Genomic DNA, 21,577 nt, shown 5'->3' with positions numbered 1-21,577 from the left:
ACATGAACCACGCCCAGCTGACCGCCCTGGGCCGCGCCCTGCGTCTGATCGGTGAGCACGGCGAGGCCCTGACCGCCGACACGCCCGAGGCCAAGCTGCACGAGGTCCGCGCGGACCTGAAGCGCGCGCTGGACCAGCTGGAGGAGAGCGTCACGACGACGGCCCCCAGCACCCGCTGCCCCGAGCACCCGAACGGGCCGGTCGACCAGGGCGCCCCCGACCTGTGCCTGCTGTGCGAGACCCGCCGCCGCACGGCTCGCCGCGCCGAGTACGGCGGCGGCCCGGTGCCGCACCGGGCCGCCGAGCCGGTCCAGTCCCGCTACGGTGTCCGGGGCGACCGCCCGCAGCCCCAGCAGCGCTGGCTGCCCGAGCTGTGGAACGGCCAGGCGTGGCAGCTCTGCGGCACCCCGCGCCGCGACCGCCGCGAGGCCGAGCTGTACATCGCGGCCCAACTCCGCGGCCCGCGCGCCGCGACGGCGTACCGGATCGTCCACGAGTTCACCGACTACGAGGTGCTGCGGGTGTGGGGCACACCGGTGCGGGTGGACATCGAGCCGATGGGCGGCCTCTGAGCGACGCCCCTGCGGCGCGCTACCTGCGGGTGAGGTGGGTGAGGGTCACGCCCTGGGGGAAGGCGGTGCGCTCGGCGACCTCGAAGGGCGTGGGGTCGAAGACGCCGTCGACCAGCGGGACGCCGGTACCGGCGAGCACCGGGTAGCTCTTGATCACCAGTTCGTCGATCTCGGGCAGCAGTGCCCCGGCGAGCTTCCCTCCCCCGCACAGCCAGATGTCCAGGCCGCCGCTCTCGCCCTTGAGCTCCCGGACGAGGCCGAGCGGATCGTCCGGTACGACGGTGACGGCCGGGTCGACGTCGGGCCGGAGGGTGCTCGACACCACGTACTGGCGCAGGTGGGCGTAGGGGCTGGTGATCCCCGCGTCGAGCGCGGGGCGGTAGCTGCCGAGTCCCATCAGGACGGTGTCGAAGCTCCGGTTGGGCACGTCGGCGAGACCGACGGCGGCGCGCATCGCGGTCGGTACGGTCTCCGGGTACATCCCGTTGGTCCAGGCCGAGTAGGCGGCGGCCTGCCGCTCGTCGCCCGCGGGGAAGAAGTCGTACTCGCCACCGGGTCCCGCGATGCGTCCGTCGAGGGTGACGGCGACGTAGTACACGAGTTTGCGCATAGAAGGACTCCCGACGTAGTACTCTGCTTGAAGTGGTTTGACCGTAGTACTACACATGGAGTGGTGTCAATGGAGTCGTACCCGTGGTGAGGCGCAACGACGAGCGGCGCGCCGCCCTCGTCGACGCCGCGATCGAGGTGCTGGCCGCCCAGGGCGCCCGGGGCCTGACCTTCCGGGCGGTGGACACGGAGGCCGGCGTGCCGGCCGGCACCGCGTCCAACTACTTCGCGAACCGCGACGACCTGCTCACGCAGGCCGGCGCCCGGGTCTACGAGCGGCTGCACCCCGGCGAGGCTGCCCTCGCGCGCCAGCACACGGTCGCCCGCGACCGTGACACCTACGTGCAGCTGATGCGCGAACTGGTCGACCGCGTCGCCGGGTTCCGCACCGGCTACCTCGCCCTGCTCGAACTGCGCCTGGAGGCCACCCGGCGCCCCGAACTGCGCGAGGTGCTGACCGAACGCGTCCGCGAGGACGTCGCCGCCAACGTCGCCCACCACGAGGCGTCCGGCCTCCCCGGCGACGCCACGGCCGTCAAACTGCTCATGCTCACCCTGAACTGGCTGATCGTCGAACAGCTCACCCTGCCGGACGTGTTCACCCCGGCCGAGCGCGAGGAGCTGGTGGCGGCGGCGGTCGAACGCATCGTGGCACCGGAGACCGCGGCACCGGACGGGGGCCGCTAGGGGGCGTCGTCCGGATTGTGCCGGGGCGCGCCACAGGGCACCGTTGCCTGGAGTCGGCCGCATCCGAACGACACCCCCCGGCCCCCGTCCACTGCTTCAGATCTGGTTCTCCCCGCCGTCGACGTACCAGTTGGCGCCGAGGACGTAGCTGCTCTGGTCCGAGGCGAGGAAGGCCACCACAGCGGCGATCTCCTCGGGGCGCCCCATCCGGCCGATCGCGGTGTCCGCGGTGAGCTTCGCGTGAACGGTGGGCGCGTTCGACCCGCCGAAGAGGTTGGTGATTCCGGGGGTGTCGACCGGGCCCGGAGAGATCGCGTTGACCCGGACACCGCGGCCCTTGAGTTCGTTGGCCCATCCCCGCGCGAAGGTCCGGACGGCGGCCTTGGAGGCGGCGTACAGGCTGAACGACTCCGCGCCGTTGTCCGCGGCGGTGGAGGCGTTCAGGATCACCGAGGCGCCGTCGTTGAGCAGCGGCAGCGCCTTCTGCACGGTGAAGAGCGTGCCCCGCACGTTGACGCCGAAGATCTCCTCGAACCGTTCCTCGGTGATCTCCTCGAGCGGCACGAGCGAGGCGGTCGCCGCGTTGGCGAAGACCACGTCGAGCCCCCGGCCCCGGGCGCGGACCGCGTCGTAGAGCCGGTCCAGATCGGCCGGGTCCGAGACGTCACCGGCCACCGCCGTGACCCGCTCCGCGCCGATGATCTCCACGGCCGCGTCCAGGACCTCCTTGCGCCGGCCGGTGATGAACACGTGCGCACCCTCGTCCGCCAGCCGCACCGCGCTGGCCAGACCGATCCCCGTGCCGCCGCCGGTGACGACGGCCGTCCTGCCTTCGAGCTGCCCCATGATGAACACCCTTCTAGCTATTCAGTACCGCTCGGTACCGAAAGCGACCGTAGCACATCCGTACCGATCGATACGGAAGACGTAGACTGGGGACATGGAGACGAGACGGAAGGGGCCGATCGGCCGGCCGAGGGGCTTCGACGCCGACGAGGCCCTGGAGAAGGCCATGCGGGTCTTCTGGGAGCGGGGCTACGAGGGCGCCAGCCTCACCGATCTGACCGGCGCCATGGGCATCACCCGCACCAGCATGTACGCGGCCTTCGGCAACAAGGAGGACCTGTTCCGCAAGGCGCTCGAACGCTACGAGGAGGGGCCCGCCTCCTACGTCGCCCGCGCCCTGCGGGAACCGACCGCCCGCGAGGTGGCGACCGCCGTCCTGAGGGGTGCCGTCCAGGTCAGCACCCGCCCCGACTGCCCGTCCGGCTGCCTGGGCGTCCAGGGCTCACTCGCCGCCGGCGAGACCGGACGCTCCGTCCGTGACCTGCTCGCCGAGTGGCGCGAAGGGGGCGTCGACCGACTCCGCGACCGGTTCCGGCAGGCCGTCGACGACGGAGACCTGCCGCCGGGCACGGACCCCCTGCACATCGCCCGCTACCTCATGACCTTCGCCAACGGCATCGCCGTACAGGCCGTCGGCGGCGCCACCCGGGAGGAACTCCAGCGGGTGGCCGACACGGCCCTGCGCTCCTGGCCGCCCGCGTGATCCGTCAGGGGGTGCCGGGGCCGGCCGCCGCCAGGGCCGCTGCCACCGCCTGCCGCAGTGAACGGCTGGTGATCCGGCGGTTCTCCCCGCCGGCCAGGCACGCCGCGGCCCGGCCCACCCAGTCCGGGTCGCCGAGGACGTGGAGCCTTCCGTCAGCGGTGAGCTGCCGCAGCAGGGCCTCCAGCCGGAGCGCGTCAACCGCACGGTAGGGGCGCGTGTGCTGGTCGAAGCGCAGCTGGTGGTCCTCGTACGGATGACGCAGCGTCATGTGCAGCCAGCCGCCGTCACGCGGGGCGACCATGCCCTTCAGCGTGTACAGCCCCCGGTTGTTCGTGCTCCAGGGGTGCTTGCCCCAGGTGAGCCTGATGCCGTCCATGATCCGGGACCACGGGAGCAACTTCCCTTCGGAGTCCGGCTCGTGCTGGTAAAGCCCGTCCGGGCGGAACTCCACCCAGTGGCCGTCGGTCCGCGCGGCGTCCCCGACGCGCCAGCGGCCGTCGGTCAGTTCCAGCGGCCCCAGAGACGTGCGGTCCTCCCCCATGCGGTCATTGAACCACGCGCGTGCGGACGCCGGTCAGGGCGTGGACCGCAGCGGCGGGGCCTGCCACGTCGTCCCGGGTGGCTGGAGCAGCGGTGGCGGCTCGGGGCCGGGGTCTTCGGTGTGCACGACGCCGGCGGCCGTGTGGTCGAAGCCGGCGGGCCAGCGGGTGCGCTCGCTGGCCAGGGCACCGGTCAGCCGCGCGTCGGCGAGGTCGGCGGTGCTCAGGTCGGTGCCGCGCAGGTCGGCCATGCGGAGGTCGGCGCGGTGGAAGACCGCGTCGTGGGCATCGGCCTTGCGCAGGTTCGCCTCGCGCAGGTCGGTCCCGGTGAAGTCGGCGTCGCGCAGGTCGGTCTCGACCAGCTTGGCGGCCCGTAGGTCGGTCAGGACGCAGCGGGCCCTGCGCAGGATCGCCGTCGTGAGGTCGGCGTGCCGCAGGTTGAGCGAGACCAGGGACGCCTGGGTCAGATTGGCGCGGTAGAAGCTCGCCGCCTCCATGCAGGCCCGGTCGAAGTTGACCTCGGGGAACCACAGTCCGTCGCAGTCGGCCCGGCGCAGGTCGGTGAGGCTGAGATTGACCCAGGACTGCTCCCGGTGCTGGCACAGCACGCCGAGCGCGGTGAGCGCCACCTGGGCGTCGGCGGTTCGGGTCTCCAGGGGTGCGATGTCGTTGATGGGCACGTCCGCCGCGGGCGCTTCCGGCCCGGCGGGCGGCCAGGGCAGGTGGGTACGCAGGTAGGCGGCCAGGATGGAGATGATGGCCTCCCGGTCGCGGTCGGACTGCTCCGCGATCCGCCACAGCGCGTGCAGCCCGCCGATGCGCACGTCCAGCTTGTCGCTGCCGAGCTGGTCGACGGCCCGGCTGAACCGGTCGGTGACGTAGCCCTCCTGGGTGGCCCGCAGTCCGTCCTGGTTCACCCGCAGTTGGCGCCAGGTGGCGTACGCGCCGAAGAGCACGACCAGGCCGCCGATCACCTGCAGCAGCGCCGTACGGACATCGTTCACCGCCTTCAGCCGGTCCTGTGCGGCGACGCTCGCCCCGGCGAGATCGTGGTCGACCACCACCCCCGGCAGGAGCACGAACACCGTGCCCAGAACGGCCAGACCCGCCCCGGCCAGCAGACCTGCGGCCACCCGGCGCCGCACCCGCCCGCCGTGCACCGCGCGACGCCCGCCGGATGTCTCCCCCGTCCCCATGGGCACGAGAGCCTAGGTGCCGCCCGGAAGCCGATCAAGGGCGGCGGCGCCTCCGCCCCAGGCGGGAGACGGCGAAGAGGCCGGCCGCGCCGTATGCGAGCCACCAGCCTCCGGCCCGGCGGTTCTCCTTCGCCTCCTCCCGCTGTGCCTTCTTCTGCTGCTCGTACGTCCGGGTACCCGCCGACCTGCCGTCGTGGAAGTCGTACAGGTCGCACGTCTGGCCCGGCTTCATGGGGCCGGAGCGCTCCGAGTCCCCGTACTCCTCGATGATGCCGTCGCACTGCGGGGTGCCGCCCGTGAACGTCGGCTCGCTGAGCAGGTACACGCCGACGACGACCGGCACGACGAACAGGGCCACCAGGTAACCCCGGCCGGTCACCCCTTGGCCCTCAGCAGCGGCAGCGGCGTGAACTCGTACCCCTCCCACAGGCGCCGGGACGTCTCCTCCGGATAGGGCGCGACCCTCGGTTCGGTGTCCAGGACCTGTACCCGGCGCCGCTGCGTGTCGTACGCGGGCCAGCCCGGATCGCCGGTGCGGGCGAAGGCGGTCCATGAGGCGCGGAAGCGGGACGACAGGGCCAGCGCCTCCTCGGACGGCTCCGTGCCGCCGAACTGGAGCACCGCCAGGTCGGCCTGGAAGGTGCCGAAGAGGAGGGGGATGTCCAGGGCGTGACACGCGCCCAGGGCGCCGCCGAAGGCGGGGGCGGGCCAGGTCAGTTCGTAGACGTGGGCCCGGCCGCCGCCCGCGAGGTGGGCCTCGGCCAGGTGCAGGGTCGGCATCGCGAACAGCCAGTCGGTCTGGACGTGTTCGTAGAGGTCGTTGGCCGACGCCTCCGGGAAGGCCGCCCTGTAGGCCGCTTCGCCGCCCGGCGCGTACAGGCGCAGGGCGGCGCTCGCGCGGTCCTCGCCGATCTCGCCGAGCTTGCCCGCCATCATCGTGAAGAGACGGTTCTCGTCGCGGTTGTGACCGACCATCAGGTCGATGTCACGGGCCGCGCCGGACCTGAGCGCCTGCCACGGCGTGACCGGCAGGATCTCGCCGTCCACGACGGGGGCGTACGGGGTGATCGTGGGTGCCGCCTGGCCCCAGCGGGCGACGCTGCCGGGCATCTTCGGGGCGAGGGTCTGGCCGGCCTTGACGAGCTGGTCCGGGGCGATGTCCGAGAGGTCGGCGACGGTCGGGCGCAGGCCCACCTCGGCGGCCAGCTCCGTGCCGATGTCCCGGGCGAGTTCGGCGGAGAAGAACGTACCCGGCACGCTCTGTGCGACGGCCCGGCGGAAGAGCCCCGCCGCGCGGGGCATGGCGAGCAGGGAGGACACGGAACCGGCGCCGGCCGACTCGCCGAAGATCGTGACCTGGTCGGGGTCGCCGCCGAACCCGGCGATGTTGTCCTGCACCCAGACCAGCGCGGCGACCTGGTCGAGCAGGCCGCGGTTGGCGGGGGCGCCCTCGATGTGGGCGAAACCCTCCATGCCGACGCGGTAGTTGAGGGTGACGACGACGAGGTCGCCGTCGGCGGCGATGCGGCGGGCGTCGTAGGCGGGGTTGCCGGAGTGGCCGAGTTTGTAGGCGCCGCCGTAGATCCAGACCATGACCGGGCGGCGGGCGGCCGGGTCGGGGGCGGGCGTCCAGACGTTGACCGTCAGCCAGTCGTCGCCTCCGGGGGCGTCCGGGGGACCGGCGGTGCCCGCCGCTCCGACGTCCTGCGGGGGCGGCGGGCCGAAGGCGTACGCGTCGCGCACGCCGTCCCAGGGGCGGGGGCGGCGCGGGGCGGCGAACCGGGCCTCTCCCACCGGAGGCTGGGCGAAGGGGATGCCGCGGAAGACGGCCAGGCCGTCCTCGGTCCGGCCGCGCACCGCACCGGCGGAGGTGCGCACCACGGGTTCCACCGACTCGTCAGGTCCAGGGATCGTCATCCTCCGGACCCTACGCCGTGGTGCGCACCGCGCTCAGGCGAGGGTCTTCAGCGACGCCGCGTCGTACGGGGCGAGTTCGTCGAAGCGGCCGGTGAGGACCTTCTCGGCCCACCGCGGGTCGTGGAGCAGGGCGCGGCCGACGGCGACGAGGTCGAACTCGTCGCGCTCCAGGCGGTCGAGGAGGTTGTCGAGGCCGCGCACGGGGGCGCCCTCACCCTGGAAGGCCTTGGTGAAGTCGCCGTCGAGGCCGACCGAGCCGACGGTGATGGCGGTCTTGCCGGTGAGCTTCTTGGTCCAGCCGGCGAGGTTGAGGTCGGAGTCCTCGAACTCGGGGAGCCAGTAGCGGCGGGTGGAGGCGTGGAAGGCGTCGACACCGGCCGAGGCGAGCGGGGAGAGGATGGCCTCCAGCTCCTCGGGGGTCTCGGCGAGGCGGGCGTCGTAGGCCTCCTGCTTCCACTGGGAGTAGCGGAAGATCACCGGGAAGTCGGCGGAGACCGTCTCGCGTACGGCGGCCACGATCTCGGCGGCGAACTTCGTCCGGGCCACCGGGTCGCCGCCGTAGGCGTCGGTGCGGCGGTTGGTGCCGGACCACAGGAACTGGTCGACGAGGTAGCCGTGGGCGCCGTGGATCTCCACCCCGTCGAAGCCGATGCGCTCGGCGGCCGCGGCGGCCTCGGCGAAGGCGCCGATGACGTCGTCCAGGTCGCGCTGGGTCATCGCCTTTCCGGTGGGCTCGTCCTCGCCGATGCGCAGGCCGGACGGGCCGACGGCGGGGGCGTCCGGGAAGGGCTGGTCCCCGGCCTTGCGCACCATGCCGATGTGCCACAGCTGCGGCACGATCGTGCCGCCGCCCGCGTGCACCGCCTCGGCGACCTTCGCCCACCCGGCGAGCTGCTCCTCGCCGTGGAAGCGCGGCACGCGGTCGCTCTGCCCGGCGGACTCGTGCCCCACGTAGGTGCCCTCGGTGACGATCAGACCGACCCCGGCGGCGGCGCGGCGCGCGTAGTACGACACCACGTCCTCGCCGGGGATGCCGCCCGGGGAGAACATGCGGGTCATCGGCGCCATCGCGATGCGGTTCGGCACGGTCAGGCCGTTGATCACGGCGGGGCGGGCGAGCAGTTGGGCGGCGCGGGAGGCGGCCTCGGTGGGGGTGGCGGTCACTTGCGGGCTCCCTGAGGTAGGTACCGGGTGGTATGTGCGCGCGCATTCATCGCACTCCCCGGTGAACGGCCCGGCCCGGCCGGGTCATTCCGTCCGCGGCCGCCGATCCGCCGTGACCCGGGACACATACGGCGGCCGGCCCGGGACCGCGGAAAAGCCCGAGGGCGGCACCCCCTCTCGGGGAGTGCCGCCCTCGGTCCGTGCAGGACGGTCGATCAACCGGAACCGGTCGATCAGAAGTCCATGTCACCGCCCGGCATGCCGCCCGGGGCGCCCGCCGGAGCGGCCTTCTCCGGCTTGTCGGCGATGACGGCCTCGGTGGTGAGGAACAGCGCGGCGATGGAGGCGGCGTTCTGCAGGGCAGAGCGGGTCACCTTCGCCGGGTCGATGATGCCCTCGGCGATCATGTCGACGTACTCACCGGAGGCGGCGTTCAGGCCGTGGCCGACGGTCAGGTTGCGGACCTTCTCCACGACGACGCCGCCCTCGAGACCGCCGTTGACGGCGATCTGCTTCAGCGGGGCCTCCAGGGCGAGCTTCACGGCGTTGGCGCCGGTCGCCTCGTCACCCGTCAGCTCCAGCTTCTCGAAGACCTGGGAGGCCTGGAGCAGGGCCACGCCACCACCGGCGACGATGCCCTCCTCGACGGCCGCCTTCGCGTTGCGGACGGCGTCCTCGATGCGGTGCTTGCGCTCCTTGAGCTCGACCTCGGTGGCGGCACCGGCCTTGATGACGGCCACGCCGCCGGCCAGCTTCGCCAGACGCTCCTGGAGCTTCTCGCGGTCGTAGTCCGAGTCGCTGTTCTCGATCTCGGCGCGGATCTGGTTGACGCGGCCCTGGACCTGGTCGGCCGAGCCGGCGCCGTCCACGATCGTGGTCTCGTCCTTGGTGATGACGACCTTGCGCGCGCTGCCCAGCAGGTCCAGCGTGGCGTTCTCGAGCTTGAGGCCGACCTCCTCGGAGATGACCTCGCCGCCCGTGAGGATGGCGATGTCGCCGAGCATGGCCTTGCGGCGGTCGCCGAAGCCCGGGGCCTTGACGGCGACGGACTTGAAGGTGCCGCGGATCTTGTTGACGACCAGGGTCGACAGGGCCTCGCCCTCGACGTCCTCGGCGATGATCAGCAGCGGCTTGCCCGACTGCATGACCTTCTCCAGGAGCGGCAGCAGGTCCTTGACGTTGCCGATCTTGGAGTTGGCGATCAGGATGTACGGGTCGTCGAGCGACGCCTCCATACGCTCCATGTCGGTGGCGAAGTACGCCGAGATGTAGCCCTTGTCGAAGCGCATACCCTCGGTGAGCTCCAGCTCCAGACCGAAGGTCTGGGACTCCTCGACGGTGATGACGCCTTCCTTGCCGACCTTGTCCATGGCCTCGGCGATGAGCTCGCCGATCTGGGTGTCGGCGGCGGAGATGGAGGCCGTGGAGGCGATCTGCTCCTTGGTCTCGACATCCTTGGCCTGCTCGAGCAGGGCGGCGGAGACGGCCTCGACGGCCTTCTCGATACCGCGCTTGAGGGCCATCGGGTTGGCGCCGGCCGCGACGTTGCGCAGGCCTTCCTTGACCAGGGCCTGGGCGAGGACGGTCGCGGTGGTCGTACCGTCACCGGCGACGTCGTCCGTCTTCTTGGCGACTTCCTTGACCAGCTCGGCGCCGATCTTCTCGTACGGGTCCTCGAGCTCGATCTCCTTGGCGATGGACACACCATCGTTGGTGATCGTGGGGGCGCCCCACTTCTTCTCGAGGACGACGTTGCGGCCCTTGGGGCCGAGCGTCACCTTGACGGCGTCCGCGAGCTGGTTCATGCCGCGCTCGAGGCCGCGCCGCGCCTCCTCGTCGAACGCGATGATCTTGGCCATGTGAAGTGGTCCCTCCAGGACTGGGGGTGATTCCTTCGGACCGCGCCCGCGCCCGCGACGGACGGCTCGCCGGCCTTGTGGTTCCTTCCCCACCCGGCCCGCGGGCCTCACCGACCCGGTCCTTCGTTGTCACTCTCACCTTCAGAGTGCTAACGCCAATGATTAGCACTCGGCATGCCCGAGTGCAAGGTGCGCCCGCGAAGCGGGCTCGTCGAGGGGTGGTGGCCGGGCGACGGGCGGGCGCGAGCGCCTCTGGGGGCAGGGCCCTGCCGTCAGCCGCCGGCGAACAGGCCGAAGGGCCCGTACCCAGGGGGTACGGGCCCTTCGGATGAAGACCGGGTGCTGCGGTGGCCGCGCGTCTCAGGCGCTGAGGCGAACCATGTCGGCCTGCGGGCCCTTCTGACCCTGCGAGATCTCGAACTCGACCCGCTGGCCTTCTTCGAGGGTGCGGTAGCCGTCCATCTGAATCGCGCTGTAGTGGACGAAAACATCCGCACCACCGTCGACCGCGATGAAGCCGTACCCCTTCTCCGCGTTGAACCACTTGACGGTGCCCTGAGCCATGCCTAACTCCCCTATTACTGGCCCTTGCACAGATCCGCACTTCGCGGACCCGGGTCAGACCTCACCCCCCACGACTGGGGGCGTGCGCCGGAACGCGTCGACCGCGGCTGAATGTATCTGTCCAACTGCCGTCTGCAACAGGTCAATCGGACGAGAAATCTGGACGCGCCGGGTCCGGAATGTAGCGAGAATTCGCCTGAATACGGGTCAAGTCGGGGCACGCAAAGGGAACAAAAGCCGCAGAAAACGCCCGCACTTTGGCTGCTTCTTGTCGGGCGGGCGGCAGGAATTAACGGTTCCCGTTGTGCCGATCGGGAGCGCGTTCCCCAACTCTACCGCGCTCAACCACATGGAATTGCCCCCTCCGTTTCTCTCACGGAGAGGGCAATACGCACTACGAGGTGTGTCCGGAACGGATCAGCCGCCGGCGACCGCCGGGATGATCGAGACGCCCGCGCCGTCCGGCGTCGCGGTCTCCAGACCCTGCTCGAAGCGGACGTCGTCGTCGTTGACGTAGACGTTGACGAAGCGGCGCAGCTTGCCCTGGTCGTCCAGGACGCGGGCGGCGATGCCGGTGTGGTTCTTCTCCAGGTCGGAGATGACCTCACCGAGGTTGGCCCCCTCGGCACTGACCTCGGCCTTGCCGCCGGTGTAGGTGCGCAGGATGGTCGGGATACGAACGGTCACGCTCATGCGAGGCCAGCCTCTCGGAAGGAGTCCAGGTTGGGACGGATCGTGGCGGTGAGCCCGGTGCCGGCCACCGCGTCGAGGGTCTTGAGGCCGTCGCCGGTGTTCAGGACGACCGTGGTGAGCGACGGGTCGAGCACGCCGTCCTCGATCAGCTTCTTGGTGACGCCGACCGTCACGCCGCCCGCCGTCTCCGCGAAGATGCCCTCCGTGCGGGCGAGCAGCTTGATCGCGTCCACGACCTGCTCGTCGGTCACGTCCTCCACGGCACCGCCGGTGCGGCGGGCGATGTCGAGGACGTAGGGGCCGTCGGCCGGGTTGCCGATGGCCAGCGACTTGGCGATGGTGTTCGGCTTCTGCGGGCGCACCACGTCGTGGCCGGCCTTGAACGCCGTGGAGACCGGCGAGCAGCCCTCGGCCTGCGCACCGAAGATCTTGTACGGCTTGTCCTCGACCAGGCCGAGCTCGATCAGCTCCTTGAGCCCCTTGTCGATCTTCGTCAGCTGGGAGCCGGACGCGATCGGCACGACGAGCTGGTCGGGCAGCTTCCAGCCGAGCTGCTCGCAGATCTCGTACGCGAGGGTCTTCGAACCCTCGGCGTAGTAGGGGCGCAGGTTGACGTTGACGAAGCCCCAGCCCTCGCCGGCCGGGTCGCCGATCAGCTCGGAGCAGAAGCGGTTCACGTCGTCGTAGTTGCCCTCGATGCCGACCAGCTCGCCGCCGTAGACGGCGGCCATGACGACCTTGCCCTGCTCCAGGTCGTGCGGGATGAACACGCAGGAGCGGAAGCCGGCCCGGGCGGCGGCGGCGCCGACGGCACCGGCGAGGTTGCCCGTGGAGGAGCAGGACAGGGTGGTGAAGCCGAAGGCGCGGGCGGCCTCCAGGGCCTGGGCGACGACACGGTCCTTGAAGGAGTGCGTGGGGTTGCCGGAGTCGTCCTTGACGTACAGGCCGCCGGTGACACCCAGCTCGCGGGCGAGGTTGTCGGCCTTGACGAGCTTGGTCCAGCCCGGGTTGATGTTCGGCTTGGTCGCCACGTCGGCCGGGACGGGCAGCAGGGGGGCGTAGCGCCAGATGTTCGCGGGGCCTGCTTCGATCCGCTTGCGCAGCTCTTCGGCGTCGTAGGCGGAGAAGTCGTAGGAGATCTCGAGGGGGCCGAAACACTCCTCGCAGGCGAAGACCGGTCCGAGCGGGACCTTGTGGCCGCACTCCCGGCAGCTCAGGGCGGCGGCGGGGCCGAGGTCGACCGCGGGGGTCGTGGGGTTCGTGGGGGTTTCGGCAGTCTGCACAGCCATGGAGGCGAGGCCCTTTCTCCTCATCTTCCTCACGACGCATCTCGCCGTGAGACGGATTTGGCACCTTCCCTAGCCGGGAGCCTCGCCACGTCCGTGTGACAAGAGCCGGCTGGAGGGTTGCCGGGGCTTCATCGGGCCGTATCCCTCTGCCCCTCTGGATGAGCGGTATGAAGTTGTTCTTCGCTGGTGCGCGCGGCGACCCCGGCATGCGGGGGTCCCACGCGTTGTTCAAGACTGTAACCGAAGGCCAGGACCGTTGAGATAGTCGTCCGTACCGCGAGATGGATCACAACGGATCACTGCGCATCACCACGGATCACGAAGGAGACCACCGGACGTGCTGGAAGAAGTCGAGCGCTGGCTGAGCGCGCGCTCCTGGTCCGCCGGGGACCGGACCGTCCGGCAACTGCTGTCCGCCAAGCAGGCCACCGGGCAGTCGGTGAGCGTGGTGCTCCCCGCGCTGGACGAGGAGGCGACGGTCGGCGACATCGTCGCGGTGATCCGGCGGGAGCTGGTGCAGCGGGTCCCGCTGGTCGACGAGCTCGTGGTCGTGGACTCCGGGTCGAGCGACCGCACGGCCGAGGTGGCCGCGGCGGCCGGCGCGCGTGTCGTGCACCGGGACGCGATCCTCCCCCGCATCCCCGCCCTGCCCGGCAAGGGCGAGGTGCTGTGGCGGTCGCTGCTCGTCACCCACGGGGACATCGTCTGCTTCGTCGACGCCGACCTGCGCGAGTTCTCCGCCGACTTCGTCTCCGGGATCGTGGGCCCGCTGCTGACCGATCCGGACGTGCACCTGGTCAAGGCCATGTACGACCGTCCGCTCGGTGCTGCCCCGGGGCAGGGCGGCCGGGTCACGGAGCTGATGGCCCGCCCGCTGCTCAACATGCACTGGCCGCAGCTGGCCGGGTTCGTCCAGCCGCTGGGCGGCGAGTACGCGGCCCGCCGCTCCCTGCTGGAACGGCTCCCCTTCCCGGTCGGCTACGGCGTCGAGCTGGGGATGCTGGTCGACGCCCTGCACCTGGTGGGTCTGGACGCCCTCGCGCAGGTCGACGTCGGGGTCCGCGTCCACCGCCACCAGGACGGGCGGGCGCTGGGCCGGATGGCCGCCGCGATCTACCGCACCGCCCAGCTCCGGCTGGCCCGCGGCCACCTGGTCCGGCCGACGCTCACCCAGTTCGAGCGGGGCGCCGACGGCTTCGAGCCGCGCACCTACGCCGTGGACACCGAGGAACGGCCCCCGATGACGGAGATCGCGGAGTACGCGGCCCGGAAGGTGGCCTGACCCCCTGCCTCAGCCGGGGACGCCGTCCGACCAGCGCCACCGGCCGCCGGAGTCCCGCTCGCAGGTCAGGTACTCGCCGCCGCGGCCGTGGGTGCTCAGACCCCGGTGCTTCTTGGCGCAGAACTGGCCGTCGGCGTAGCAGTTGCCGGCGGGGCTCTTCAGCTCGCAGACGCCGGTGCCGCCGCCTGTTCCGCCGCCCCCGCTCGTGCCGCCGGTGCCGTCGGCCCGGGTCTTCGACGGCTTCGGGGTCGGCTTCGGCGTGTGCAGCAGGCGCCCGGCGCAGTCGCGGCCGTCGCGGGGGACGGTGAAGGTCACGGTGCCCAAGCCGCCGCTCTGCTCGCAGACCTTCTCGTCGAGACCCCAGGAGGAGGCCCGCTGCCCGGTGCCCTGGAGGACCACGGTGTACTCGACGTGCGCCCCCTTGGCGGCGAGGACGGCCGCCCGCATGGTGCGGCCGGTGAAGTCCGACAGCGTGGCGGCGGTCGGGGTGGGAGTCTGCGTCGGCGTCTCCGTGCTGGGGGACGTCTCGGGGGACGGGCTGCTGCTCGGCGTGGCGGTGGCGGTCGCGGTGGCCGCCGCGGGCGTCCCGTCCGCCTTCGTACGCGCGTCGCCGCCGTCGCCGCAGCCCGCCAGGGCCAGCGCGCAGGCCGCGATCAGGGCCGCCGTGCCGGTGAGTCCGCCCGCGCGCGGGTGTCGCGTACGTATGCGTATGGGCATGGTTCGCCCGCCCCCCAAGAAGTTGAAATGTGCACCGCACATCCTCGACCTGTTCACAGTTTCCGCACAAGTCGTGTGACCGAATCGCCGCCGAGGTGACACCGGGGAACGTTTGAGGCGGGAGGGGCCGGGCTAGGTTGAGGCGTATGGCTTCAAGCTTCGGTGCTGCTCAGGTGCTGGTCGCCTCCAACCGGGGGCCCGTCTCGTACGAGGTGCGGGAGGACGGGTCGCTGCACGCCAAACGCGGCGGTGGCGGACTGGTCTCGGGACTGTCGGCCATCGGGCCCGACGCCGGCGCGCTGTGGGTGTGCTCGGCGCTCGGCGACGGCGACCGCGAGGCGGTGCGGCGCGGGGTCGCCGAGGACGGCGTACGGATGCTGGACGTACCGGCCGACGTGCACGCGGACGCGTACAACGGGATCGCCAACAGCGTGCTGTGGTTCGTGCACCACATGCTGTACCAGACACCCCTGGAGCCGGTCTTCGACGCGGAGTTCCGGCGGCAGTGGGCGTCCTACGAGGCGTACAACCGGGCCTTCGCCCAGGCGCTGGCCGAGGAGGCGGCCGAGGGCGCGGTCGCGATCGTGCAGGACTACCACCTGACGCTGGTGCCGGGGATGCTGCGCGAGCTGCGCCCGGACCTCAGGATCGGCCACTTCTCGCACACGCCGTGGGCCCCGGTCGACTACTTCCGGCTGCTGCCGGACGACATCGCCGAGCAGGTGCTGCGCGGGATGCTGGGCGCCGACCGGCTCGGGTTCCTCACCCGGCGCTGGGCCGACGCGTTCACCGCCTGCTGCGACGCGCTGGTCGGCGGGCTCGGCGGCACGGAGATCGGCGTGCACGGGCTCGGCGCCGACGGCGACTTCCTGCGGAAGCGGTCGCACGAGGCCGACGTCGAGGAGCGGATGGCGGAGCTGCGGGAGCAGATCGGGGAGGGCCGCCGCACGATCGTGCGGGTGGACCGCACCGAGCTGTCCAAGAACATCGTGCGGGGCCTGCTGGCCTACCGGGAGCTGCTGGCCGGGCGGCCGGAGTGGCGCGAGCGGGTCGTGCACGTCGCCTTCGCCTACCCCTCGCGGCAGGACCTCGCCGTGTACCGGGAGTACACGGCCGAGGTGGAGCGGCTCGCGAACGCGGTCAACGAGGAGTTCGGCACGCCGGGGTGGACGCCGGTCGTGCTGAACCTGAAGGACGACTTCGCACGGTCGCTGGCGGCGTACCGGCTGGCGGACGTGGCGCTCGTCAACCCCGTCCGGGACGGCATGAACCTGGTCGCGAAGGAGGTCCCGGTCGTCTCCGACGCGGGGTGCGCGCTGGTGCTGTCCCGGGAGGCGGGGGCGTACGAGGAGCTGGGCCGGGACGCGGTGGTCGTGAACCCGTACGACGTGGTGGGGACGGCGGACGCCCTGCACACGGCGCTCGGCCTGCCGGCGGGGGAACGGGCCGAACGCTCGAAGCGGCTGGCGGCCGCCGGCACCGCGCTGCCCCCGGCGCGCTGGTTCCTGGAGCAACTGGAGGCGCTGCGCGGCTGACGCGGGCTACTTGTCCTGCACCGGCGGGCAGGTGCCGGTCTCCTCGCCGATGGAGTTGATCTCGGCGTTCGGCCTCGGGTCGCCGGCGTAGTTCACCTGGTCCGTGCACTTCACCCCGTCCTGCTTCGGGGTACCGGACGGCGTGCCGCCGGACTGCGGCTCGGGGCAGGTGCCGGTCTCCTCGCCGATCGAGTTGATCTCGGCGTTCGGCCTCGGGTCACCGGCGTAGTTCCGCCGGTCCGTGCACTTCTCCCCCTCCCCCTTGGCCCGGTCCGGGTCCGACGCCTTCGGAGCGTCCGGGTCCGCCGCCTTCGGAGCGTCCGGGTCCGCCGCCTTCGGAGCGTCCGGGGACGTGCCGCCGGTGGTGGTCTCCTCGTCGGCCGTGGGGGACGCGGTGGCGGTGGGGGAACCCGAGGCGAGGGCGTCGTAGGGGCCCCCGCCGTCGCCGCCGTTGCCGCAGGCGGTGAGCGCCAGGCCGAGGGCGACGGCGGCGAGGGCGAGCATCGGGGTCTTCCGAGCGGTCATGACGGGTTCCTCCACGGTCCTGGGCCTGTGCCCCACTGAGCAGGCGTTACGCCGTGCAAGAGCGCGGCAGCCGCAGACCGGGTTGCCCCGCCCGCGGTGTCCGGACACGCCTGTGACGGTCCGGGGAACCGGCCGTGACGCCGTCTCAGGCCAGTCGGCGGGCGAGGGCTGCCAGGAGGGCCACGACCCCGGCGGGGCCGGGGACCTCGACGTCCGCGCGCTTGCGCAGTTCCGTCACCTCGTCGCTGCCGCTGCAGACCAGGAGGCCGGGGGTGCCCTCGGTGCGGAGGGTGTCGACGGCCGCGTAGGCCGGGAGGTCGCCGAGGTCGTCGCCGGCGAAGAGGACCGAGCCGGCGTCGAGGGAGTGGACGTACGAACGCAGGGCCGCGCCCTTGTCCATGCCGGGTGGGCGCAGTTCCAGGACCATGCGGCCGGGTTCGACGATCAGGCCGTGGCGGGCGGCCAGGCCGGCGAGCGGGGCGCGCAGGGCCTCGAAGGCGGCCTGTGGGTCGGGGGCGCGGCGGGTGTGGACGGCGACCGCGTGGCCCTTGTCCTCCGTCCGGGTGCCCTGCGCCGCGGACCCGGACCGCTCCAGCAGCCCCGGCAGCTCGGCGCGGACGGCGGCGACGCCGGGGTGCGGTGCGGGCGTGGCGAGGGTCCCGGTCGCGGCGTCCCAGCGCTCGGCGCCGTAGTGGCCGAGGACGACCAGGCGGTCGAGGCCGGGGACGTCCGCGAAGCCGCCGTGGTGGACGGCGACCTCGGCGGGGCGGCCGGTGATCACGGCGATCGAGGCGACCTTCGGGGCGAGCGCGGCGAGGGCCGGTACGGCCTCCGGGTGGGCGCGGGCCCGGTCGGGGTCGGGCACGATCGGAGCGAGCGTGCCGTCGAAGTCGAGCGCGACCACCGCGCGGCCGGGGTCGGCGAGAAGGGCGGCGAGCCCTTCGCGTCCGGCGGCCGTCGCGGGCGTCGGCAGGGGGTGTGGGGAGTCGTCTCGGGTGGAGTCCTGGTGGCTGCCCATACCGCGAACCTATCCCGCCGGTGCCGGAGCCAACCTCAGCGCTCCGCGCGGCGCGACTCCCGCACCCGGCGCAGACGGTTGACCGTCACCGGGTCGGCGGCCAGGGCGCGGGGGTCGTCCAGGAGGGCGTTGAGGAGCTGGTAGTAGCGGACGGGGGCCAGGCCCAGCTCCTCGCGGACGGCACGCTCCTTGGCGCCGGGGCCGCTGAAGCCCCGGCGCTCCAGTGCGAGGATGCTCCGCTCCCGCTCGGCCAGCTCTCCCGGGTCCATGTACGGAACCGTACCGCCCGCCACCGACAACGCGGCCGCTACTCCGCGCTGCTCGCCCGCATCGCCGTCGCCTGGATCTCGCCGAGGACCTCCTCGGGGCTGCCGCCGGGGGCGACCGCCTCCCCGATGTGCTTCTTGACGTCCGCGCTGACCGAGGCCCAGGAGGCCTTGCCGACCGGGTACAGCTGGGAGAGCAGCAGCTCGTCCAGGAACGGCTTGAGCTTCTTGTCCTCCGGCGCGGTGCCCATGGTCTGGGAGGCGGAGGTGGTCACGGGCAGCAGGCCGTACTCGCGCGAGAAGTCGAGGACGTTCTCCTCGCTGTAGACGAAGTCGAGGAAGTCGCCGATCTCCTCCTGGTGGCCGTTCTTCTTGAAGGCCGTCATCCAGTCGGAGACCCCGAGGGTGTTCCTGCTCTCGCCGTCCACGCCCGGGGTGGTCACCATCCCGTACTTCACGCCCTTGTCGGCGGCCGCCTTCATCAGCGAGGGGTGGCCGTTGAGCATGCCGACGTCGCCGTTGGCGAAGGCGTCGAAGGCGGCGGCGCGGTTGAGCTTGCCCGGGGCGACGGGTCCGGTGAGGCCCTTGCCGACCAGTTCGTCGCGCAGCCAGGTGAAGGTGGTGACGTTCTGCGGGGAGTCGACGGAGTAGGTGCCGACGTCGTCGGTGTAGCCGCCACCGCCGCTGAGCATCCACTGCATCGTCTCGGCCGGCGCCTCCTCGGGGCCCAGCGGCAGGGCGTACGGGTACTTCACGCCCTTCTCCTCGAGCGCCTCGGCGGCCTCGGCGAGGTCGTCCCAGGACTTCGGCGGCTGGACACCGGCCTCGCTGAAGAGGGTCTTGTTGTAGAAGAGCACGCGGGTGGAGGCCGCGAAGGGCAGGCCGTACTGCACGCCGTTGACCTGGCCGGCGGCGGCAAGCTGGGAGACGAAGTCGGCCTGGACCGGGATGGAGAGCACGTCGTCGGCCCGGTAGAGCAGGTCCTTGGCCGCGTAGTCGGAGTAGGCGCCGATCTGCGCCATGTCGGGCGCCTTGCCCGCCTCGACCATCTCGCGGACCTTGCGGTCGACGTCGTTCCACGAGTAGACGGTGACGTCCACGTGCACGTCGGGGTTCTTGGCCTCGTAGGACTTGACCAGCTCGTCCCAGTACTTCTGGGAGCTGTTCTCCTTGCCGTCGCCGTAGTCGGCGGCGACGAGCCTCAGGGTCACCCCGTCGGAGTCGCCGGTCAGCCCGCAGCCGCCGAGGACCGCCGTCATGCCCAGTGCGGACACCACCGCGATCGTTCCTGTCCTACGCCGCTGCACCCTGTTCCCCAACCCTGCCGACGACTGCTCGTTGTTCATTGCTCGTTCGCGTGTTCGCTTAACGGATTAAGGTCTACACCACGGGAGTGGACTAGACCTCTCCCGGGTAGACGGGCCACACTGTCCCCGTGAGACATGTCATCGCCCTCGATGTGGGCGGCACCGGGATGAAGGCCGCCCTGGCGGGACCTGGGGGCGAACTGCTGCACCAGGCGCGCCGTGCCACCGGCCGCGAGCGGGGGCCCGAGGCGGTCGTCGCGGGCATCCTCGACTTCGCCGCCGAGCTGCGGGCCTACGGCGCGGACCGCTTCGGCGAGCCGGCCGGTGCCGCCGGCGTCGCTGTCCCCGGCATCGTCGACGCCGAGCGCGGCGTCGCCGTGTACGCGGCCAACCTGGGCTGGCGCGACGTACCTCTGCGCAGGCTGCTCGGTGAGCGGCTCGGCGGCATTCCCGTCGCCCTCGGCCACGACGTGCGCACCGGCGGGCTCGCCGAGGGCCGGATCGGTGCCGGGCAGGGTGCCGACCGGTTCCTGTTCGTGCCGCTGGGCACGGGGATCGCGGGCGCCATCGGCATCGACGGCCGGGTCGAGGCGGGCGCGCACGGCTTCGCGGGCGAGATCGGCCATGTCGTCGTGCGCCCCGGCGGCATCGCCTGTCCGTGCGGGCAGCGCGGCTGTCTGGAGCGGTTCGCGTCCGCGTCGGCGGTCAGCCAGGCGTGGGCCGAGGCCTCGGGCGACCCGGAGGCGGACGCCGCCGACTGCGCCAAGGCCGTCGAGTCGGGCGACGCCCGCGCGCTCGCCGTGTGGCGGGACGCCGTGGACGCGCTCGCCGACGGACTGGTCACAGCGCTCACCCTGCTGGACCCGCGCGTCCTGATCATCGGTGGCGGCCTCGCCGAGGCGGGGGAAACCTTGTTCACACCGCTGCGGGACGCCGTCCGGCGGCGCGTCACCTTCCAGAAACTGCCGGAGATCGTCCCCGCCGCACTCGGGGACACCGCCGGTTGCCTGGGTGCCGGGCTGATGGCCTGGGACCTGCTCGACGGCGCTGCTCCGACCGCTCCGACATCCACCGCTTCCACGGCCGCCGCGGCCGCGACTCCCCCGGAGGTAACCACCTGATGGCCCCAAGCAAGGTTCTCGCCGGTGCCCGGGTGGTACTGCCCACCGGGACCGTGGACGACGGCCGCGTGATCGTCGACGGCACGCGGATCTCGGACACGGCTCCCCCGAACGCCGAGGTCGTCGACGTGTCGGGCCACTGGGTGGTCCCCGGCTTCGTCGACATCCACAACCACGGCGGCGGCGGCGCCTCCTTCGCCGGGGGCACCGCCGAGGACGTCCTCAAGGGCGTCGAGACCCACCGCCGGCACGGCACGACCACGGTCGTCGCCTCCGCCGTCACGGGTGATCTGGACTTCCTCGCCCGGCACGCCGGGATGCTCGCCGAGCTGGCGCAGCAGGGCGACATCGCCGGCATCCACTTCGAGGGACCGTTCATCTCCCCGTGCCGCAAGGGCGCCCACGACGAGCAGCTGCTGCGCGACCCGGACCCGGCCGAGGTGCGCAAGCTGGTCGACGCGGCGCACGGCCACGCGAGGATGATGACGCTGGCGACCGAGCTGCCCGGCGGCCTGGACTCCGTACGGCTGCTCGTCGAGCACGGCGTCATCGCGGCCGTCGGGCACACCGACGCGACGTACGAGCAGACGGTCCAGGCCATCGACGCGGGCGCCACCGTCGCCACCCACCTCTTCAACGCGATGCCCCCGGTCGGCCACCGCGCCCCGGGACCGATCACGGCGCTCCTGGAGGACGAGCGGATCACCGTCGAGCTGATCAACGACGGCACGCACCTGCACCCGGCCGCGCTCCAGCTGGCCTTCCACCACGCGGGTGCCGCACGGGTCGCCTTCATCACCGACGCGATGGACGCGGCCGGCTTCGGCGACGGCCGCTATCTGCTCGGCCCGCTGGAGGTCGAGGTCGCGGACGGGGTGGCCCGGCTGGTGGAGGGCGGCTCGATCGCGGGCTCCACGCTCACCCTGGACCGCGCCTTCAAGCGGGCGGTGACGGTGGACGGGCTGCCCGTCGGGGACGTCGTCGCGGCGATCTCCGCCAACCCGGCGCGGCTGCTGGGCCTGGACGACCGGATCGGCTCCCTGGAACCCGGCAAGGACGCCGACCTGGTGGTCCTGGACGACGCCTTCGACCTGGTGGGCGTGATGCGCCGGGGCGCCTGGGTGGTCGATCCCCAACTGGGCTGATCCGTCCCCGAGTCCGCTCCTTC

General features: G+C 72.2%; 23 protein-coding genes and 1 riboswitch. Of the genes, 7 read left to right on the top strand and 16 right to left on the bottom strand.

Annotated features, from left to right (window positions below; translation table 11 throughout):
• Positions 1-2 precede the first annotated feature (2 nt).
• The gene (locus tag NI25_RS21940; RefSeq protein WP_061444075.1) at positions 3-572 is read left to right on the top strand and encodes a hypothetical protein; all 570 of its coding nucleotides are present in this window, start codon (positions 3-5) and stop codon (positions 570-572) included.
• Positions 573-591: 19 nt separating this feature from the next.
• Here the strand turns inward: NI25_RS21940 and NI25_RS21935 are convergent, their stop codons facing one another.
• Positions 592-1,182 (bottom strand): dihydrofolate reductase family protein, encoded by a 591-nt coding sequence (locus tag NI25_RS21935; protein ID WP_061444074.1) that lies wholly within the window; start codon positions 1,180-1,182, stop codon positions 592-594.
• Positions 1,183-1,265: 83 nt separating this feature from the next.
• Between NI25_RS21935 and NI25_RS21930 the strand changes: the two genes are divergently transcribed.
• Positions 1,266-1,868, top strand: coding sequence for a TetR/AcrR family transcriptional regulator (locus NI25_RS21930; protein WP_061444073.1), 603 nt, complete (start codon positions 1,266-1,268; stop codon positions 1,866-1,868).
• 96 nt (positions 1,869-1,964) lie between these two features.
• On the opposite strand, the gene NI25_RS21925 is transcribed toward NI25_RS21930, so the two are convergent.
• On the bottom strand, positions 1,965-2,714 hold the full coding sequence (locus tag NI25_RS21925; protein WP_061447028.1) for an SDR family NAD(P)-dependent oxidoreductase: 750 nt from the start codon (positions 2,712-2,714) through the stop codon (positions 1,965-1,967).
• A gap of 94 nt (positions 2,715-2,808) precedes the next feature.
• On the opposite strand from NI25_RS21925, the gene NI25_RS21920 reads away from it, so the two are divergent.
• Entirely contained in the window at positions 2,809-3,417 is a 609-nt protein-coding gene (locus NI25_RS21920; RefSeq protein ID WP_061444072.1) for a TetR/AcrR family transcriptional regulator, read from the top strand.
• A gap of 4 nt (positions 3,418-3,421) precedes the next feature.
• On the opposite strand, the gene NI25_RS21915 is transcribed toward NI25_RS21920, so the two are convergent.
• The 9 genes from NI25_RS21915 to thrC all read right to left on the bottom strand — a co-directional run bounded on the left by NI25_RS21915 (position 3,422) and on the right by thrC (position 12,638).
• Entirely contained in the window at positions 3,422-3,958 is a 537-nt protein-coding gene (locus NI25_RS21915) for a hypothetical protein (protein WP_061444071.1), read from the bottom strand.
• 33 nt (positions 3,959-3,991) lie between these two features.
• Positions 3,992-5,152 carry a pentapeptide repeat-containing protein gene (locus tag NI25_RS21910; protein ID WP_228953416.1) on the bottom strand — a complete coding sequence of 387 codons (1,161 nt, stop codon included), beginning with the start codon at positions 5,150-5,152 and terminating at the stop codon, positions 3,992-3,994.
• A 34-nt stretch (positions 5,153-5,186) separates the two neighbouring features.
• Positions 5,187-5,531, bottom strand: coding sequence for a hypothetical protein (locus NI25_RS21905; protein ID WP_061444070.1), 345 nt, complete (start codon positions 5,529-5,531; stop codon positions 5,187-5,189).
• A complete protein-coding gene (locus NI25_RS21900) occupies positions 5,528-7,069 on the bottom strand; it encodes a carboxylesterase/lipase family protein (protein WP_061444069.1) in 1,542 nt (513 codons plus the stop codon). The genes NI25_RS21905 and NI25_RS21900 overlap by 4 nt, the downstream gene beginning before the upstream one ends.
• Before the next feature lie 33 nt (positions 7,070-7,102).
• Positions 7,103-8,233, bottom strand: a complete 1,131-nt coding sequence (locus NI25_RS21895; protein ID WP_061444068.1) for an NADH:flavin oxidoreductase — start codon at positions 8,231-8,233, stop codon at positions 7,103-7,105.
• A gap of 233 nt (positions 8,234-8,466) precedes the next feature.
• Positions 8,467-10,092, bottom strand: coding sequence for a chaperonin GroEL (gene groL, locus NI25_RS21890; RefSeq protein WP_061444067.1), 1,626 nt, complete (start codon positions 10,090-10,092; stop codon positions 8,467-8,469).
• 360 nt (positions 10,093-10,452) lie between these two features.
• Positions 10,453-10,656 carry a cold-shock protein gene (locus NI25_RS21885; RefSeq protein ID WP_004929928.1) on the bottom strand — a complete coding sequence of 68 codons (204 nt, stop codon included), beginning with the start codon at positions 10,654-10,656 and terminating at the stop codon, positions 10,453-10,455.
• 417 nt (positions 10,657-11,073) lie between these two features.
• The gene (locus tag NI25_RS21880; protein ID WP_061444066.1) at positions 11,074-11,349 is read right to left on the bottom strand and encodes a MoaD/ThiS family protein; all 276 of its coding nucleotides are present in this window, start codon (positions 11,347-11,349) and stop codon (positions 11,074-11,076) included.
• Positions 11,346-12,638, bottom strand: coding sequence for a threonine synthase (gene thrC / locus NI25_RS21875; protein WP_061444065.1), 1,293 nt, complete (start codon positions 12,636-12,638; stop codon positions 11,346-11,348). The genes NI25_RS21880 and thrC overlap by 4 nt, the downstream gene beginning before the upstream one ends.
• Before the next feature lie 17 nt (positions 12,639-12,655).
• Positions 12,656-12,803: riboswitch (SAM riboswitch) on the bottom strand.
• Between the two features lie 172 nt (positions 12,804-12,975).
• On the opposite strand from thrC, the gene NI25_RS21870 reads away from it, so the two are divergent.
• Positions 12,976-13,920, top strand: coding sequence for a glucosyl-3-phosphoglycerate synthase (locus NI25_RS21870; RefSeq protein WP_061444064.1), 945 nt, complete (start codon positions 12,976-12,978; stop codon positions 13,918-13,920).
• A 9-nt stretch (positions 13,921-13,929) separates the two neighbouring features.
• Here NI25_RS21870 and NI25_RS21865 read toward each other — a convergent pair whose 3' ends face one another.
• The gene (locus NI25_RS21865) at positions 13,930-14,637 is read right to left on the bottom strand and encodes a hypothetical protein (RefSeq protein ID WP_061444063.1); all 708 of its coding nucleotides are present in this window, start codon (positions 14,635-14,637) and stop codon (positions 13,930-13,932) included.
• Positions 14,638-14,783: 146 nt separating this feature from the next.
• Here NI25_RS21865 and NI25_RS21860 point away from each other — a divergent pair, with 146 nt between their 5' ends.
• Positions 14,784-16,172, top strand: a complete 1,389-nt coding sequence (locus NI25_RS21860) for an alpha,alpha-trehalose-phosphate synthase (UDP-forming) (RefSeq protein WP_061444062.1) — start codon at positions 14,784-14,786, stop codon at positions 16,170-16,172.
• Positions 16,173-16,178: 6 nt separating this feature from the next.
• Here the strand turns inward: NI25_RS21860 and NI25_RS21855 are convergent, their stop codons facing one another.
• The 4 genes from NI25_RS21855 to NI25_RS21840 all read right to left on the bottom strand — a co-directional run bounded on the left by NI25_RS21855 (position 16,179) and on the right by NI25_RS21840 (position 19,240).
• Positions 16,179-16,697: a hypothetical protein gene (locus NI25_RS21855; protein WP_061444061.1), complete on the bottom strand. Its 519-nt coding sequence runs from the start codon at positions 16,695-16,697 to the stop codon at positions 16,179-16,181.
• A 145-nt stretch (positions 16,698-16,842) separates the two neighbouring features.
• The gene (otsB, locus tag NI25_RS21850; RefSeq protein ID WP_061444060.1) at positions 16,843-17,715 is read right to left on the bottom strand and encodes a trehalose-phosphatase; all 873 of its coding nucleotides are present in this window, start codon (positions 17,713-17,715) and stop codon (positions 16,843-16,845) included.
• Positions 17,716-17,750: 35 nt separating this feature from the next.
• Positions 17,751-17,984, bottom strand: coding sequence for a DUF3263 domain-containing protein (locus tag NI25_RS21845; protein ID WP_061447026.1), 234 nt, complete (start codon positions 17,982-17,984; stop codon positions 17,751-17,753).
• A 38-nt stretch (positions 17,985-18,022) separates the two neighbouring features.
• Positions 18,023-19,240 (bottom strand): extracellular solute-binding protein, encoded by a 1,218-nt coding sequence (locus tag NI25_RS21840; RefSeq protein WP_199561118.1) that lies wholly within the window; start codon positions 19,238-19,240, stop codon positions 18,023-18,025.
• Between the two features lie 176 nt (positions 19,241-19,416).
• Between NI25_RS21840 and NI25_RS21835 the strand changes: the two genes are divergently transcribed.
• Both NI25_RS21835 and nagA read left to right on the top strand, forming a co-directional pair.
• Positions 19,417-20,409 (top strand): ROK family protein, encoded by a 993-nt coding sequence (locus NI25_RS21835; protein ID WP_078884692.1) that lies wholly within the window; start codon positions 19,417-19,419, stop codon positions 20,407-20,409.
• The gene (gene nagA / locus NI25_RS21830) at positions 20,409-21,554 is read left to right on the top strand and encodes an N-acetylglucosamine-6-phosphate deacetylase (protein WP_061444058.1); all 1,146 of its coding nucleotides are present in this window, start codon (positions 20,409-20,411) and stop codon (positions 21,552-21,554) included. Before NI25_RS21835 ends, nagA begins: the two co-directional genes overlap by 1 nt.
• Positions 21,555-21,577: the final 23 nt, after the last annotated feature.

It is taken from the genome of Streptomyces sp. CCM_MD2014, from assembly GCF_000772045.1.
Lineage (GTDB): Bacteria > Actinomycetota > Actinomycetes > Streptomycetales > Streptomycetaceae > Streptomyces > Streptomyces salinarius.
This window is presented reverse-complemented; position numbering and strand designations above follow the sequence as displayed.